Genomic DNA, 15,105 nt, shown 5'->3' with positions numbered 1-15,105 from the left:
AATGCGCATCGCTCAGCACATCACCGAACTCATCGGCAACACCCCGCTGGTGAAGTTGTCCACCGTCGTCGGCGACGGCGGCGGCACGGTCGCAGCCAAGATCGAGTACCTCAACCCGGGTGGGTCGTCCAAGGACCGCATCGCGGTCAAGATGATCGACGCCGCCGAGGCCGCAGGCGAATTGAAGCCCGGAGGCACCATCGTCGAGCCCACGTCCGGCAACACCGGCGTCGGCCTCGCACTCGTTGCTCAGCAGCGCGGTTACAAGTGCGTGTTCGTGTGCCCCGACAAGGTCGGTGAGGACAAGCGCAACGTACTACGCGCTTACGGAGCCGAGGTCGTCGTCTGCCCGACGGCCGTTGCACCGGAGGACCCCAACAGCTACTACAGCGTCTCCGATCGACTCGTCCGCGAGATCGAAGGAGCCTGGAAGCCGAATCAGTACTCCAACCCGGCCGGCCCGGCCAGCCACTACGAATCCACAGGCCCCGAGATCTGGGCCGACACCGACGGCAAGATCACTCACTTCGTCGCGGGCGTCGGCACCGGCGGCACCATCTCCGGCACCGGCAAGTACCTCAAGGAGGTCTCCGGCGGCAAGGTCAAGGTCATCGGCGTCGACCCCGAAGGATCGGTCTACTCCGGCGGCACCGGACGCCCGTACCTCGTAGAGGGGGTCGGCGAGGACTTCTGGCCGACCGCCTACGACCCGTCCATCCCGGACGAGATCATCGCCGTCTCCGACGCGGATTCGTTCGACATGACCCGTCGCCTGGCCCGAGAAGAGGGTTTGTTGGTCGGTGGCTCGTGCGGAATGGCTGCCGTGGCTGCAATTCAGGTTGCCGAGCGCGAAGGGCCCGACGCGTTGGTCGTGGTACTGCTGCCCGACGGCGGCCGCGGCTACCTGGCCAAGATCTTCAACGACTCGTGGATGTCCTCGTACGGATTTCTGCGCTCACGCCTCGACGGCAAGACCCACGAGACCTCGGTCGGTGAGGTTCTGCGCGGGAAGTCCGGCGCGCTGCCGGACCTGGTGCACACCCATCCGTCGGAGACCGTGCGCGATGCGATCGAGATCCTGCGCGAATACGGCGTCTCGCAGATGCCGGTCGTCGGTGCGGAGCCGCCCGTCATGGCAGGCGAGGTCGCAGGCAGCGTCACCGAGCGCGAGCTGCTCAGCGCCGTGTTCGAGGGTCGCGCTGCACTGGCCGATCCGGTCGCCCAGCACATGAGTGAGCCGTTCCCATTGATCGGTGCCGGTGAGACCGTCTCCGATGCCACCAAGGCGCTCGGGGAGTCCGATGCGTTGATGGTGGTCGAAGAAGGCAAGCCGGTCGGCGTCATCACTCGGCATGACCTGCTCGGATTCCTCAGCAAGGCGTAGACCGTCGTGCGCCTTTTGCGTACCTGGGGGTACGCAAAAGGCGCACGATCGGAAGCGTTACCGGACGGCGCTCGAGCCCGTCAGCGCCTGTCCGATCACCAGCTGATGGACCTCGGACGTACCCTCGTAGGTGAGGACCGACTCGAGGTTGTTGGCATGCCGGAGCACCGGGTATTCCAGGGTGATTCCGTTGGCGGCCAATATTGTTCGGCATTCACGAGCGATCTTGATGGCCTCGCGCACGTTGTTCAGCTTGCCCAGCGACACCCGTTCTCCTGGTAGTTCGCCCTTGTCCTTGAGTCGGCCCAGATGCAGCGCGAGCAGCTGGCCCTTGCCGAGTTCGAGCGCCATGTTCGCGAGCTTGGCCTGCGTGAGCTGATACCCGGCGAGGGGCTTGTCGAAGACCGCGCGGGTCTTCGAGTACTCGATGGCCGATTCGATGCAGTCCCGCGCAGCACCCATCGCGCCGAAGACGATGCCGAAGCGAGCCTCGTTGAGGCAGCTCAATGGACCACTCAGGCCGCGGGCCTCGGGCAGCATCGCATCGGCCGGCAGTCGGACGTCGTCGAAGACCAACTCGCCGGTGATCGAGGCACGAAGCGAGAGCTTCTTCTTCACCGTGTTGGCGGTGAATCCGGGGGTGTCGGTCGGTACGACGAAGCCGCGGATCTTGTCGTCGGTCTGAGCCCAGACGACGGCGACGTCGGCGACCGGACCATTGGTGATCCACATCTTGCTGCCGTTGAGGATCCAGTCGTCGCCGTCGCGCTTGGCGCGGGTGAGCATGCCGCCTGGGTTCGACCCGTAGTCGGCCTCGGTGAGCCCGAAGCATCCGATCAGCGAGCCCTCGGCCATCCCGGGGAGCCACTGCTGCTTCTGCTCCTCCGAGCCGTACTTCCAGATGGCGAACATGGCCAGCGAGCCCTGTACCGAGACCAGGGACCGGATACCGGAATCGATGGCTTCGAGTTCGAGGCAGGCCAGGCCGTATGCCGTCGCGGAGGTGCCGGCGCAGCCGTAGCCCTCGAGGTGCATGCCCAGCAGTCCCAGGGAGCCCAGCTCCTTGGCCATTTCGCGCGCCGGAACGGTGCCTTCGTCGAACCAGTCGGCGATGTGCGGACGGATACGCTCGTTTCCGAACTTTCGGACGGTGTCCCTGATCTGTCGTTCCTCGTCGTCGAGGAGTGAATCGATCGCGAACAGTTCGTCGACGCTCTGGGAGTTGGCCACGGTGCCTCTTTCCGCTGGGGGTGGTCTTCGCAGGTTACCCACGGCTCTGCCGGGTGGCGCAGGCCGATTAGTGTGGAGGGCATGAGTGAGCAGCGCAGCAAGGCAGACAGCGACCTGTGGCAAGGATTTTCGACCAAGGCGGTACACGCCGGTTACGAGCCGGATCCGCTGACCGGTGCGGTGAACGTGCCGATCTACGCCAGCTCCACCTTTGCTCAGGACGGCGTCGGCGGCATGCGCAGCGGTTTCGAGTACGCGCGCACCGGCAACCCGACGCGGCGGCCGCTCGAGGCCAATCTTGCAGCCATCGAGTCCGGTACCTATGGCCGCGCGTTCTCCTCCGGCATGGCGGCCACCGACTGCCTGTTGCGTTCTGCGCTGCGTCCCGGTGATCACCTCGTCATTCCCAACGATGCGTACGGCGGCACGTACCGGTTGATCGACAAGGTCTTCACTCAGTGGGGCATCGAGTACTCCGTTGCCGCAGTGTCCGATGTCGACGAGGTGCGCGCCGCCATGCGCCCCAACACCAAGCTCGTCTGGGTCGAGACGCCCACCAACCCGCTGCTCAACGTCGGTGACATCGAGGCGCTCTCGGGCGTCGCCCACGAGGGTGGGGCCAAGCTCGTCGTCGACAACACGTTTGCATCTCCCTATCTGCAGCAGCCCCTGAGTCTCGGGGCCGATGTGGTGCTGCACTCGACCACCAAGTACATCGGCGGGCACTCCGATGTCGTCGGCGGCGCATTGGTGACCGACAGCGAAGAACTGGACACTGCGTTCGCGTTCCTGCAGAACGGCGCGGGCGGAGTTCCCGGACCGTTCGATGCGTTCCTGACCTTGCGCGGCATCAAGACTCTCGCGTTGCGGATGGAGCGGCACAGCGACAACGCCGAGAAGATCGTCGAATTCCTCGACGGCCATCCGGCCATTTCGCAGGTCATCTACCCCGGACTCGAATCGCACCCGTCTCACGCTGTCGCCGCGAAGCAGATGCGACGCTTCGGCGGCATGGTCTCGGTACGACTGGCCGGCGGAAAGCAGGCCGCCTTGGACTTCTGCGCGAAAACCGAAATATTCACTCTCGCAGAGTCTTTGGGTGGCGTCGAGTCGCTCATCGAACATCCCGGTGCGATGACTCACGCCTCGACGGCCGGTTCGTTGCTCGAGGTTCCCGACGACCTGGTGCGACTGTCGGTCGGCATCGAGGACGGTGCCGATCTGGTGGGTGACGTCGAGCAAGCACTGGCATGATCGTCGCACTGATCGACTCGGGCCTCGGCTTGGTTCCGACGGCCTCGCGGTTGCGGCAGATGCGTCCCGAGCTCGATCTGGTGCTGATGATGGACCCCGACAACGCCCCGTGGGGACCGAAGCCGGATCGGTGGGTGATCGACCGGGTGGTCGGCACGGCGCAGCACGCCGTCGAACTCGGTGCCGAGGCGGTCGTGTTGCCGTGCAACACCGCCAGTGTGACGGCGCTGAGTCACGTCCGGGCCGCGCTCGGCGAGTCGGTGCCGGTGGTGGGGACCGTTCCGGCGATCAAACCCGCTGCAGCGGTGAGCGATCGGATAGCGATCTGGGCGACGGCAGCAACGACGGCGAGTGCATACCAGGCGCGCTTGATCGAGCAGTTCGCCTCCCATCGGACGGTGACGAGCGTGGCGTGCCATGGTCTCGCGGATTCGATCGACCGCGGAGACGCCGATGGAATCCGCACTGCCATCGCCGCTGCCGTCGCAGCTACTCCCGACGACGTCGAGTCGATCGTGCTGGGGTGCACCCACTACCCTCTGGTGCTCGACGAGATCGTCGCGCAGTTGCCCGTCGGGGTGACGATGTTCGACAGTGCCGAGGCGGTGGCACATCAGACTGTCCGACGCGTGGACGAGATCGCCTCGGGCCGTTCCGGGACCGGCCGGGTATCGGTATGGCTGAGCGGAACCGAGGGCGGCATGCCTGCGAGTGCGCAGCGCTACCGACAGGGGCAGGTGCTGCTCGGCGGAGTATCGGCCGAACACCACTGATTCCGCCGGGAATGTATGACGCTCCCACGCGTTGTCCTTCACGGAGCTAACGGTCAGCGGTGGAGGGAAACACATGGTCGGCGTCGCAGAGCGAAGTACAGCCCGTCGGAGTTCGGTGCGCATGCCGCATCGGTACGCGTTCTGGGTGGTCGGCGTGTCGTTCGTCGTTCTCATGGCGTCCTCGGCCGCCCCGTCCCCGTTGTATCCGGTGTACCAGCAGTCCTGGGGATTCAGCGCGATCACACTGACGACCATCTTCGCTGTGTACGCACTCGCGTTGCTGTCGACTCTGCTGACCGTCGGTAGTTTGTCCGATCACATCGGGCGTAGGCCGATTCTGATCGCGTCACTGCTGCTTCTGATCGTCGGCCTGGTGTTGTTCATCGTTGCCGACAGCGTGCCAGTGCTGATCGCGGCGCGAGTCGTGCAGGGAATAGCTGCAGGTGCGGCTACGGGTGCGATGAGTGCGGCGATCATCGATCTGCAGCCCGATGTGTCGACGGGGCCGTTGCTCAACAGCATCGCGCCGTCCCTCGGGTTGGCGGGCGGGGCTCTCGGCGCCGGATTGTTGGTGCAGTTGGCGCCTGCGCCCGAGATTCTCGTGTTCGCGCTGCTGATCGCCGCTGCGGCAATCCTTGCCATTGCACTGCTGTTCGTTCCCGAGACCTCGGCGCTGCGGGGCTTCGATTCTCGTCGGCACCTCGCCTCGACGCTGCTGCCGCGAGCGTCGATCCCGAAGTCCGTGCGGGCACCGTTCTTTCTGATCGCACCCGCGTTGTTCGCCACCTGGTCGCTCGGCGGCTTTCACCTCTCACTCGGTCCTTCGATCATCGGAACCGTGTTCGGAATCGACAACCACATCGTCGGTGGGTTGGAGATATTCGCGCTGTTCGCTTCGGGTGCTGTCGCTGCGGCCGCAGTGCGCAACGGATTTCCGCGAACGGTGATGATGAGCGGTGCGACGGTGTTGGCGGCAGGGGTCGCACTGACGTTGGTGTCGGTGCAGATCGATTCGATCGTGCTGTATTTCGTCGGTGCCGTGATAGCCGGCTCGGGTTGGGGAGCAACGTTTCTCGGCGCCATGCGGACCCTCGGTGCGATGGTTCCCGCCGCCGAGCGAGGCGGGGTGTTCGCCACGACGTTCGTCATCAGCTATCTCGCATTCAGCGTGCCGGCAGTGGTTGCCGGGCTCTCGGTGCACCGCCTCGGACTGAGCACGACGGTGCTGGTGTACGGGGCATTCGTCATCGCGCTCGCACTGATATCGGTGGTGGGATTCTCGCTCGCGCAGCGGCGAGATCGCTAGTGGGGGTATCTCGGTCGAGCTACCTCTGCCGAGGATGAGCGCCCTGCACTGCCCGATCGGGTAGTTCGGTCGGGTCGTTGGCAGGGTTCGCCTCTCGAGGTGTTCCCAACGCGGTGCACGGCAGTGGAGTGTGTTCCTCAGTGAGACGCCGATCACAGAAGAAGGCGTCTTGTCACTCACACTCACCGAGGAGACACCGATGGTTATCGAGCTCAATCAGATCTGGGAATTCCCCATCAAGGAGTTTCACCCGCTGCCGCGCGCCAAGCTGGGAGTCGGAGCCCACGACATGATCGGTGTCGAGGCCAAGGAACTCGGATTCAAGCGCTCGCTGCTGGTCACGACCGGTCTGCGTGGGTCCGGAATCATCGAGGAACTCATCGGCAAGATCGAGTACCAGGGCGTCGAGGTGGTTCTCTACGACAAGGTCGAGTCCAACCCCAAGGACTACAACGTCATGGACGGTGCCGCCCTCTACCAGAAGGAGAAGTGCGACAGCGTCATCTCCGTCGGTGGTGGCTCGAGCCACGACGCCGCCAAGGGCATTCGTATCGTCGTCGCGCACGACGGTCGCAACATCAACGAGTTCGAGGGATTCTCCAAGTCCACGAACAAGCAGAACCCACCGCACATCGCCGTATCGACCACCGCCGGAACGGGTTCGGAGACCTCCTGGGCGTACGTCATCACCGACACCTCGGACATGGAGAAGCCGCACAAGTGGCTGGCCTTCGACGAGGCATCCACACCCACTCTGGCACTGGATGATCCGCTGCTCTACTACACGTGCCCGCAGCAGTGGACCGCGTTCTGCGGGTTCGACGTCCTGGCGCACGGTGCAGAGCCGTACGTCTCGCGTCTGGACTTCGCGCCCTCGCTCGGCAACGCGATCTACTCGATCGGGTTGGTGTCCAAGCACCTTCGCGAGGCCGTGTACGACCCCGGCAATCTGAAGGCACGCGAGGGCATGATGAACGCCCAGTACATCGCCACGCAGGCGTTCAACTCCGGCGGACTCGGTGTGATTCACTCGATCTCGCACGCGATCAGTGCGTTCTACGACAGCGCTCACGGTCTGAACAACGCCATCGCCCTCCCGCGGGTGTGGGAGTACAACCTGCCCTCACGGTACGAGCGCTACGCAGAGATCGCGGTGGCCATGGGTGTCGACACCAAGAACATGACCACCGTTCAGGCCGCCGACGCCGCCGTGGAAGCCGCGATCAGACTGGCGAAGGACGTCGGTATTCCCGACAACTTCGGTTCGATTCGGTCTGCGACGTACGACAAGAACCGGATGAACACCGGCAAGTACGCAGGCAAGGGTGACGTGATCAAGGGCGACGAGAAGTCGGTTCTGAAGATCTCCGAGCACATTCAGGAAGATTGGTGCACCCCGGGCAACCCGCGCCAGGTCACCGTCGAGTCGATGATCCCGGTCGTCTCGCACGCGATCAACGAGTCGTACTGATGCTTCGCAGTGGTGCGGTTATGTGCCCCAGACGGCACATAACCGCACCACTGCGCCGTCTGAAAGGAAGCACATGACCTCGCTGTCGACAGTGCGCAGTCACGACACCGGAACCGTTCGATTCACCGATGCCGCAGACCTGCAGCGCGCGCTCGGAGAGCAGGACTACATCGCCGACGACGACCTCGCCACCGTGGTGCACCTGGCGACAGCGCTGGACCGGCCACTGCTGCTCGAAGGCCCAGCCGGCGTGGGAAAGACCGAACTGGCCAAGGCGCTCGCCGCGGCGAGCGGTCGCAAACTGGTCCGCCTGCAGTGTTACGAGGGCCTGGACGACAACCGAGCCCTGTACGAGTGGGACTACGCCAAGCAACTTCTGCATGTGCAGATGCTTCGCGAACACATCGGCGCGCTGACCAAGGACGTCACCGACATCGACGACGCCTCGAGCATGCTCGCCGCTCGTGACTTCGGCTTGTACTCCGAAGCCTTCCTGTCGGTACGTCCCCTGCTGGAATCGGTGTTGTCCGAGGAGCCGGTGGTACTGCTCGTGGACGAGGTGGACCGAACCGAGGAGTCGATGGAGGCACTGCTCCTCGAGGTGCTCGCCGAGAAGCAGGTCACCATCCCCGAGGTCGGCACGTTCACTGCCCGCAGCGACCCATGGGTGATACTGACCTCCAACGACACTCGTGAGTTGTCCTCGGCCCTCAAGCGGCGTTGCCTGCACTTTCATCTCGACTACCCGACGGCGGCGCGCGAACGCGAGATCGTCACCGCTCGCGCTCCCGAGGTGCCTACACAGATGGTGGCCGAGATCGTAGATCTGGCAACACAATTGCGCGAGCTCCCGCTACGCAAGAGCCCCTCGATCTCGGAGGTGATCGATGCGGCTCGTATCGCTTCGGTTCTCGGCCATACCGACGAGACCCGAAAATATCTGCTGGCCGCGCTGGTCAAATACTCCTCGGACATGAAGATCGCACTTGCCGGACCGGTGGCCGAGACATCCTCGGTGGCAACATCACTGGGAACGGTCGTCAATACGACCGCGACGGCCTTCCGAGGACACGGTGGACGCGACAAGGGCGGCATCGGAATACGACGATGACCGGGCACCGTACGTTCTCGGCATCGGTGGTACTCGATGTGCTGGCGGCGGTGTTCGGTCGAACGCTCAGGCGCTTCGGGGTCGCTGCGTCGCCGGCCGAGGTCATCGAGGTGCGACGCGTCCTCGGTCTCCTCGGAGCCCGTGACCTCACGATCCTGCGTGCGGCACTGCGCGCGACCTGCGCCAAGTACGAGCACGAACAGCACGGTTTCGATCTGGCCTTCGAGTCGATGTTCGTGGCGCACATCGACAGCGCCACGGACGAGCATCGTTCGTCCGTGGGTGCGCAGGTGGCGGGTGGACTACCGACGGACCTCGATGTGGGAGCAGACCGGGAGGCCGCCAAGTACGCCGAGTACAACGAGCGTGCCGTCGAGATCGGGGATCTGCTCGACACCCCGGAAGCAGACAAGGGCTTCAATCCACACAAGGACGACGACGACATCAGTCTTTCCTCCGAGGATCACGATCTGTCGATCGACACGGACGGTGACATGGGTCGTCGCGGGGTCACCTACACCGTCGACCTGGAGCGGTCCGGATCGACGGCGGCAGGGGAGTTGGCGTCGAGCACCAGCGGAGCGATTGCCGGACAACTGAACTGGGAAGACCCGGCGAGTATCTTGGCGTGGTTCGATGCCTACGACCCGAGCAGCGTCTACGGCGACGGTGGTGATTCGGGTCCACTGAGCGCGGCCATGCTCGACCGCATCACCGATGCCGTCGAGGAATTCGTGGCAGCGCTGGGGGATCTGACCGGGAGGATGTCCTCGCCGGTGCCGGTCGACGGCGCGGCACAGACGATCGGCCGGCACGCAGAGATCGAGCGCGCGAGTCACGAGGTGCTCAAACACATGCGGGGCACTCCTCGGCCTCGACCGCGCGAACATGCACGCGGCCCGCTCGACATGCGGCGCACCGTCCGGTCCAGTCTGCGTACCGATGGAACACCTTTCCGCCTGGTGACGAAAACTCCGGTGCCCGACAAGGTCCGGCTCCTCGTTCTCGCCGACGTCTCACTGTCGGTCCGGCCGATCACGGCGTTCACTCTCAGGCTCGCGCAGGCCATGCATGCTCGGGCGAACCGCTGCACGGTGCTGGGTTTCGTGGATTCACCGGTGGACGTGACGACCACCTTGCTCGGCAGTACCGGAGACGGTGCGCTGGCTGCGGTGCTCGCGGACGCACGACTGGATCTCGAAGCGAGTAGCGACTACGGCAGGACCTTCGCGGATCTGCTCGATTCGCACGGAGAGGTTCTGAACAAGCGTACTGCGGTCATCATCGTGGGAGACGGTCGATGCAACGGACGGCCGCCGGGGCTGGAGGCGTTGAAGAAAATTCGGTCGAAGGTGCATCGGATCGCGTGGATCACCCCCGAGGCTCGCCGTTACTGGGCGCAAGCAGCGTGCTCGATGGAGGAGTACGAGCCGTTCTGTGACCGTGTGGTGGTGGCGCGTGACGGGGAGCAACTGACGGCGCAGGCGGCCGAGCTGGGACACGCGCTGTCCTGACCTCACCGGTGGCGGTACCTGCCCGATCGGGCAGGTGAGAACCTGCCCCGGCGCTGGTGGGTTCGGACGCGGCACACCCGTAACGTTGTAACCTGAATCACAGATCCGGATTCTTTCGGAGCGAAGGACAGCGAGGGCGTGAACGGTGGACCAGGTAGCGACGGCGGATGTCGGCAAGGCTCTGCACGACCTGGACTCGCAGCGTAGCCGGGCCGAGGCTCCCCGGGTCCTGAAGTTTCACGCGCCCGAGATCGTGTTCGGTCCGGATTCGCTGGGCGAGGTCGCGCACGCGACCCGCCGACTCGGCGGTGAACGGCCGATGCTCGTTACGGATTCGGGACTGATCGACAGTGGCTGGGCCGGACAGTTGGTCGACCTGCTCACCGACCAGGGGCTCGATCCGCAGGTCTGGAGTGCGTTGACACCCAATCCCAAGGATGCCGAGATCGAGGCGGGGCACGAGTACTACGCCGCCACCGGTTGCGATGTGCTGGTCGCCATCGGCGGAGGGTCGGTGATGGATGCCGCCAAAGGCGTCGCCATCCTCGCGGGTAACGGCGGCAGGATCCTCGACTACGAGGGGGTCGATCGAGCGACGCGGCCGATCCCGCCTCTGGTCATGGTGCCGACCACCTCGGGCACCGGGGCCGATGTCTCGCAGTTCTGCATAGTCACCGACACGGCGCGGTCGACCAAGATCACCATTCTCGGCCGAGCGCTCGTTCCGGACATCACCGTGATCGATCCGGTGTTGCTGACCACGATGCCCGAATGGCTCAATGCAGCAACTGGTTTGGATGCTCTGACGCACGGAATCGAGGCATTCGTCTCGCTGGGGCACAACCAGCTCACCGACCACCATGCCCTCCGCGCCGTCACGATGGTGATGTCGCACCTGGCTCGCACCATCGACGAACCCGCCGACATGGCTGCCCGGGGGTCGATGGCGCAGGCCAGTCTCGAGGCCGGCCTGGCGTTCACCAACGCAATTCTCGGTGCCACCCATGCGATGAGCCATCAGGTGGGCGGGTTGCTCGATCTTCCCCACGGGGTGATCAACGGGGTGCTGCTGCCGCACGTCATTCGATTCAACGCCGCAGTGGATCCGCTGCCGTACGTGGCGATCGCGACGAGCCTCGGATTGCCCGAGGGCAGGGCCAGGCCCGAAGAGGCCGCGATGGCCGTCGCGGATCGCGTCGACGGACTTGCTCGTCAGGTGGGTGTACCGTCCGGCCTGGCTCAGATCGGAGTCAGCGAGTCGGATCTGGATGTGTTGGCCACCAATGCATTACGAGATGCCTGCATGTCCACCAATCCGCGTTCTGCGACGCACCGCGAGATGGTCGATCTGTTCAGGACAGCGCTGTGACCTCGAGACCTGATGTGACGAACGGGGTGGAGGTGCCCGCCGGGCCCGATCTGTCGTTGCTGACCGGCCTGCGCTCGGGTAAGAACACCTTCTATCCTCAGTACCGCGGCGCCGCCGAACGGTTGGAACGCGTGGTCTATGCGCTCGAGCTGATTTCGCGGGCGCTGGTGCGCACGGTCGACGGTCCGGAAACCCTGGTGTGCGCGGTGGCCGAGGCTGCTCGGGCCCATTTGAGCGCGCGCTGGGTGGTGTTCGCTCTCGCCGACGGCGTCTTCCCGGACGCCGGCCCGCGACGGCTGGTTCTCGGGCCGGACGCGACGCCGTTCCTGGTCGACGATGTCGAGGGACCGCCGCTGCCGGACGATGTCGTCGACTGCCTCGAGTCGATTCGGAATTCGACCTGCGGTGACGGCCTGACTCCGGTGATCTCTGCCCATCACGCCTTCGTGCCCATCGCGTTCGACGGAGGTGTGGTGGGGGCCTTTGCCGCGTGGACCGGAGAGCGACGGGTGCTCGACGCCACCGACGCAGCAGTGTTGAGTATTCTCGCCAGCCAAACCGCGGTGGCCCTGCAGAATTCGGCGCTGTTCCAGAGTCGGCGCGAACTGCTGGAGCGGACCGAGAATGCCTACGCGCAGGCCAACCGAACGGCGGCCGATCTGGCGGCGCGCAATGCGGAACTACAACTGACACAACGACAACTGGGTGCGGCTCACCGGCATCAGGTACTCGATGACGAACGCCACCGCATCGCCCGTGAACTCCACGACAGCGTGACCCAGGCCGTGCTGTCGGCGGGGATGCAGATCGAGGTATGCCGTAGCGACATCTCGGCCGAGGAGCGTAGTGAACGGCTGGATCTGGCCAAGGATCTGACGCGTCGAGCAGTGGATCAGTTGAGGTCGGCGATCTACGCGCTCAATCATCCTCAGGACGCCGATCGAACGTCTCTGCCCGAGATGCTCGAACAACTCTCCGTGGTGCACATGCCGGACGAGCTGCAGGTCTCGCTGCGCGTGGAGGGAACTCCGGTGGAGCTGAGCAGTGAATGCGAGCACTCGTTGCTCCGCATCGCGGGCGAAGCCCTGTTCAACACTGCGGTGCACTCCGGTGCGTCGCGGGCGATCATTCGACTGACCTATTCGGCCGATCACGTCCAGCTCTCGATCGCCGACGACGGAAACGGCGACCCGGCCCATCTGCGCATGATGTTGCAGATGGCCGAGTCCGCCGACGTGGACGGCAGGCACCGAGGATTGGCGAACATGGCGGCCCGCACCCGTGAGCATCGGGGCGTCTTCGAGATCCGGCGCGCCCGTATCGGGGGTGTGCGTGTTGCGGCGCGGATTCCCTCGCATGGAGAATTCGAGAAGGGCGAGACACAGTGACTATTCCGACGGTTGGCACCCACGCCAGGCAGGTTTCGGGGCGCACGGTACGCATCGTGCTGGTCGACGATCACGCAATCCTGCGCGACGGATTGCGATCGGTGCTCGAACGCGAGTCGGATCTGACGATCGTGGGCGAGGCCTCCAGTCGGGAGGAGGGTCTGGCCGTCGTGGCTCGGGTGGAACCCGACATCGTGTTGATGGATCTCAAGCTCTCCGCCAGCTCGGATTACGAGGGTCTGGCACTGTGTGCGCAATTGGCCAAGGCACACAACGGAATCGGGCTACTGGTGTTGACGACCTTTCTCGATGACCGGCTCGTGGTGGAAGCCGTGCACGCCGGAGCCCGGGGGTATGTGGTCAAGGATGTCGACACCACCGAGTTGGTCCGGGCGATCCGGGCCGTCTCCCGCGGGGAGAGTGCTTTCGATTCGAGAAGCGCTTCGGCCGTCGTTCGATCACTGAACGGCACGCCGAGCAGTATCGAGCGCCTCACCGAGCGTGAACTCGAAGTGCTTCGTCTGCTCGCTACGGGGCTGTCCAACAACATGATCGGAACACAACTGTTCATCTCGGCAACGACGGTGAAATTCCACGTCAGCAACATCATGCGAAAGCTGGCGGTCAGTCGGAGGGCCGAGGCGGTGTACGCGGCGAGCAAACAGGGTCTGATTTGATGTGAGCCTGCACCGCGCCGATCGGTGAGCTCGACCGATCCGGGAGCCGTGCGGGTCGGTCGGGCGCGGCGCAGATGTCCGTTCAGACGAACTGGGGTGCCGGGGTCTTGTCCACGACGAGCCATCCGCCGTGGTGCTCCGAGGTCTGGAACCGCACACCTGTCGACAGGCCCAGTTCGATCAACGCGGGCTCGTCGAACGTGCGGACATGTCCGTGGCAGGCCGTTGCCTCGGATTCGTAGGGTACGGCGACGACGACGCGCCTGCGCGCGATTCGGAGCGCCTCGGCCACGATCCGAGAACCGGTCTCGGCATCGACGTGCTCGAGAAGATGCAGTGCCGTCACGGTATCGACGCTGCCATCGGCAACTGGAACATCCGCTGCGTCGCACACCACACTGTCGAGCGTGACGCCGAGACGTGGGGCGACGGCGGCGAGTAGCCGCATGGTGCCTGCCGACACATCCGTCGCAGTCACACTGTGGCCCTTCGTCGCCAGTCGCAGCGGGAAGAAGCCGAAGCACGAACCCATGTCGAGCACCGAACCGAGGACCAAGGATTCTGCGCGAGCGTGGACAGCCGCGAAATCAGCGGTGCCGGCCAGCAGCTCGTTCAGTGAGTTGCGGTAGTAGGTGGACCAGGCCTCGATCGGATCGGCAACGGTGGTGCGAACGAGGCCGACCAACACCAACTCGAACTCGCGCTGCGACAGACCCACATGGCGGGCCTGCTCGGTGACCACCGGAACGAGGCACTCGCCGATCTCGGCCTCGGTCAGGCCGTGGCAGACCTGCACGGTGGAGCCATTTCGGACGGCGTCGAACTCGACCTCGCGCAGGTAACGGACCACCACGTTCTCGTGCGCCCACACGTGATCGGGGCTCGGTGCGAGTGCGTCCAATTCGGTCATCGAAAGCCCTCTCTGCTCGTCGGGCTACGGACGGTCAGCGCTCGACGAGATCTGCTGCATACGAACTGTGTCCCGGTGAAGTCTGTGTCATCGGTGACGTCGAGCGTCTCACACGCAGCGCTCGGTTCGGCAGTTTCGAGGTAGTTCGGGCTGCTCGGCCGAGGTTCACCTCGCGCGCCGGACGGGCCGGACACCACCCGTATGGACGGTTGACCGCAACGGGTCGACCGGCTAAGCGGCGAGCTGGAATCTACGCAACAGTCACCACTCGGACAGATGCGTGTGACCGTCCTGCAGGGCGCGTGCGAACAGTGCCGCCTTCGTCGGAGCGTTGCGGCCCACTGCGGCGTACTTCTGTCGGATTCGGGTGATGTGGGTATTGATCGTGCCTACCGAGATGTAGACGGAGCGAGCGGCAACTGTTTTCGAGTCGGAGGCGAACCAGGCAAGCATCACCTCGATCTCGCGGGCGCTCAGCGCAGGCTTGCGGTGATGCGGGTCTCGGACCGTCGAGTGTGCATCGGGTGTCGTCCGCTCTGGTCGCCGGAACGAGTGATGTGTCGCCGCTGTCAGCATCTGTTCGAGCACGAAAAATCTTCCCCCTCGGATTTCTAACTTCTCTCCTACCGCACCGTCCATCGTCGAAGACGATCCGCGCGCAATGCCAGCCGAACGGGAAGTCCGTACAGAGTCAATACGGACATACTGGACTCGATAC

13 protein-coding genes are annotated in these 15,105 nt (G+C 64.6%); 10 read left to right on the top strand and 3 right to left on the bottom strand.

Features of this window, described 5'->3' with window-relative positions; genetic code table 11:
* The first annotated feature begins 1 nt into the window (after position 1).
* Positions 2-1,384, top strand: a complete 1,383-nt coding sequence (locus J1M87_RS22025; protein ID WP_206491915.1) for a cystathionine beta-synthase — start codon at positions 2-4, stop codon at positions 1,382-1,384.
* Between the two features lie 57 nt (positions 1,385-1,441).
* Here the strand turns inward: J1M87_RS22025 and J1M87_RS22020 are convergent, their stop codons facing one another.
* Positions 1,442-2,614, bottom strand: a complete 1,173-nt coding sequence (locus tag J1M87_RS22020) for an acyl-CoA dehydrogenase family protein (RefSeq protein WP_206491914.1) — start codon at positions 2,612-2,614, stop codon at positions 1,442-1,444.
* Positions 2,615-2,695: 81 nt separating this feature from the next.
* On the opposite strand from J1M87_RS22020, the gene J1M87_RS22015 reads away from it, so the two are divergent.
* From J1M87_RS22015 to J1M87_RS21975, 9 genes are all read left to right on the top strand, one after another.
* Positions 2,696-3,868, top strand: coding sequence for a cystathionine gamma-synthase (locus J1M87_RS22015; RefSeq protein WP_206491913.1), 1,173 nt, complete (start codon positions 2,696-2,698; stop codon positions 3,866-3,868).
* Positions 3,865-4,641 (top strand): glutamate racemase, encoded by a 777-nt coding sequence (locus J1M87_RS22010; RefSeq protein ID WP_206491912.1) that lies wholly within the window; start codon positions 3,865-3,867, stop codon positions 4,639-4,641. Before J1M87_RS22015 ends, J1M87_RS22010 begins: the two co-directional genes overlap by 4 nt.
* 121 nt (positions 4,642-4,762) lie before the next feature.
* Positions 4,763-5,947, top strand: coding sequence for an MFS transporter (locus J1M87_RS22005; protein WP_206491911.1), 1,185 nt, complete (start codon positions 4,763-4,765; stop codon positions 5,945-5,947).
* Between the two features lie 199 nt (positions 5,948-6,146).
* Positions 6,147-7,418, top strand: coding sequence for an NDMA-dependent methanol dehydrogenase (gene mdo, locus J1M87_RS22000; protein WP_206491910.1), 1,272 nt, complete (start codon positions 6,147-6,149; stop codon positions 7,416-7,418).
* Between the two features lie 73 nt (positions 7,419-7,491).
* Positions 7,492-8,529, top strand: a complete 1,038-nt coding sequence (locus J1M87_RS21995; protein WP_206491909.1) for a MoxR family ATPase — start codon at positions 7,492-7,494, stop codon at positions 8,527-8,529.
* Positions 8,526-10,043 carry a VWA domain-containing protein gene (locus J1M87_RS21990; RefSeq protein WP_206491908.1) on the top strand — a complete coding sequence of 506 codons (1,518 nt, stop codon included), beginning with the start codon at positions 8,526-8,528 and terminating at the stop codon, positions 10,041-10,043. Before J1M87_RS21995 ends, J1M87_RS21990 begins: the two co-directional genes overlap by 4 nt.
* A 181-nt stretch (positions 10,044-10,224) precedes the next feature.
* The gene (locus tag J1M87_RS21985) at positions 10,225-11,412 is read left to right on the top strand and encodes an iron-containing alcohol dehydrogenase (protein WP_241257356.1); all 1,188 of its coding nucleotides are present in this window, start codon (positions 10,225-10,227) and stop codon (positions 11,410-11,412) included.
* Entirely contained in the window at positions 11,409-12,800 is a 1,392-nt protein-coding gene (locus J1M87_RS21980; RefSeq protein WP_307830902.1) for a histidine kinase, read from the top strand. The genes J1M87_RS21985 and J1M87_RS21980 overlap by 4 nt, the downstream gene beginning before the upstream one ends.
* On the top strand, positions 12,797-13,477 hold the full coding sequence (locus J1M87_RS21975) for a response regulator transcription factor (RefSeq protein ID WP_206491906.1): 681 nt from the start codon (positions 12,797-12,799) through the stop codon (positions 13,475-13,477). The genes J1M87_RS21980 and J1M87_RS21975 overlap by 4 nt, the downstream gene beginning before the upstream one ends.
* Before the next feature lie 82 nt (positions 13,478-13,559).
* Here the strand turns inward: J1M87_RS21975 and mftM are convergent, their stop codons facing one another.
* Both mftM and J1M87_RS28800 read right to left on the bottom strand, forming a co-directional pair.
* The gene (gene mftM / locus J1M87_RS21970; RefSeq protein WP_206491905.1) at positions 13,560-14,387 is read right to left on the bottom strand and encodes a mycofactocin oligosaccharide methyltransferase MftM; all 828 of its coding nucleotides are present in this window, start codon (positions 14,385-14,387) and stop codon (positions 13,560-13,562) included.
* 261 nt (positions 14,388-14,648) lie between these two features.
* Positions 14,649-14,975, bottom strand: coding sequence for a LuxR C-terminal-related transcriptional regulator (locus J1M87_RS28800; protein ID WP_307830901.1), 327 nt, complete (start codon positions 14,973-14,975; stop codon positions 14,649-14,651).
* Positions 14,976-15,105: the final 130 nt, after the last annotated feature.

The organism is Rhodococcus sp. KRD162 (genome assembly GCF_017168335.1).
In the GTDB taxonomy this organism is placed as follows: domain Bacteria; phylum Actinomycetota; class Actinomycetes; order Mycobacteriales; family Mycobacteriaceae; genus Rhodococcoides.
The sequence above is the reverse complement of the archived record's forward strand: the minus strand, read 5'-3'. Positions and strand labels throughout refer to the sequence as shown.

What these genes read in the sequence shown, in the direction of transcription:
- J1M87_RS22005 (WP_206491911.1), top strand. Translation starts at nt 4,763, where the DNA reads ATGCCGCATCGGTACGCGTTCTGGGTGGTCGGCGTGTCGTTCGTCGTT.
- mdo (WP_206491910.1), top strand. Translation starts at nt 6,147, where the DNA reads ATGGTTATCGAGCTCAATCAGATCTGGGAATTCCCCATCAAGGAGTTT.
- J1M87_RS21995 (WP_206491909.1), top strand. Translation starts at nt 7,492, where the DNA reads ATGACCTCGCTGTCGACAGTGCGCAGTCACGACACCGGAACCGTTCGA.
- mftM (WP_206491905.1), bottom strand. Translation starts at nt 14,387, where the DNA reads ATGACCGAATTGGACGCACTCGCACCGAGCCCCGATCACGTGTGGGCG.
- J1M87_RS22015 (WP_206491913.1), top strand. Translation starts at nt 2,696, where the DNA reads ATGAGTGAGCAGCGCAGCAAGGCAGACAGCGACCTGTGGCAAGGATTT.
- J1M87_RS22010 (WP_206491912.1), top strand. Translation starts at nt 3,865, where the DNA reads ATGATCGTCGCACTGATCGACTCGGGCCTCGGCTTGGTTCCGACGGCC.
- J1M87_RS22025 (WP_206491915.1), top strand. Translation starts at nt 2, where the DNA reads ATGCGCATCGCTCAGCACATCACCGAACTCATCGGCAACACCCCGCTG.
- J1M87_RS21990 (WP_206491908.1), top strand. Translation starts at nt 8,526, where the DNA reads ATGACCGGGCACCGTACGTTCTCGGCATCGGTGGTACTCGATGTGCTG.